This window comes from Adlercreutzia equolifaciens (assembly GCF_029076695.1).
Classification (GTDB): Bacteria; Actinomycetota; Coriobacteriia; order Coriobacteriales; family Eggerthellaceae; genus Adlercreutzia; species Adlercreutzia equolifaciens_A.
On sequence record NZ_JARFIK010000483.1, the window covers coordinates 1 to 295 of the forward strand.

Genomic DNA, 295 nt, shown 5'->3' on the forward strand with positions numbered 1-295 from the left:
GATACCTGGAAGAGGAAGCGCATCTCCACCACGCCGTCGCGGTGCGTGGTAGTGTTGCTGGACAGCACGTTGGCGCCCATTTCCGAGATGACCTTCGTGACGTCCAGCAGCAGGTTCAGGCGATCGAGGGCCTCGATGTAGATTTCCACCTGGTAGCTGGCCGACTTCGAGGGCGACCCTTCCCACTCCACCTCGATTATGCGCGCGGGATGGCGCTTCAGATCGATGGCGTTGGGGCAGTCGGCCCGATGGACCGACACGCCGCGGCCGCGGGTGACGAAGCCCAAGATGTCGT

General features: G+C 63.4%; 1 protein-coding gene. It reads right to left on the reverse strand.

Annotation, left to right across the window (positions count from 1 at the left end; genetic code table 11):
• Positions 1-295 (reverse strand): ACT domain-containing protein (locus PZH32_RS13280; RefSeq protein ID WP_343074582.1); only part of this gene is annotated, 295 nt, incomplete at both ends.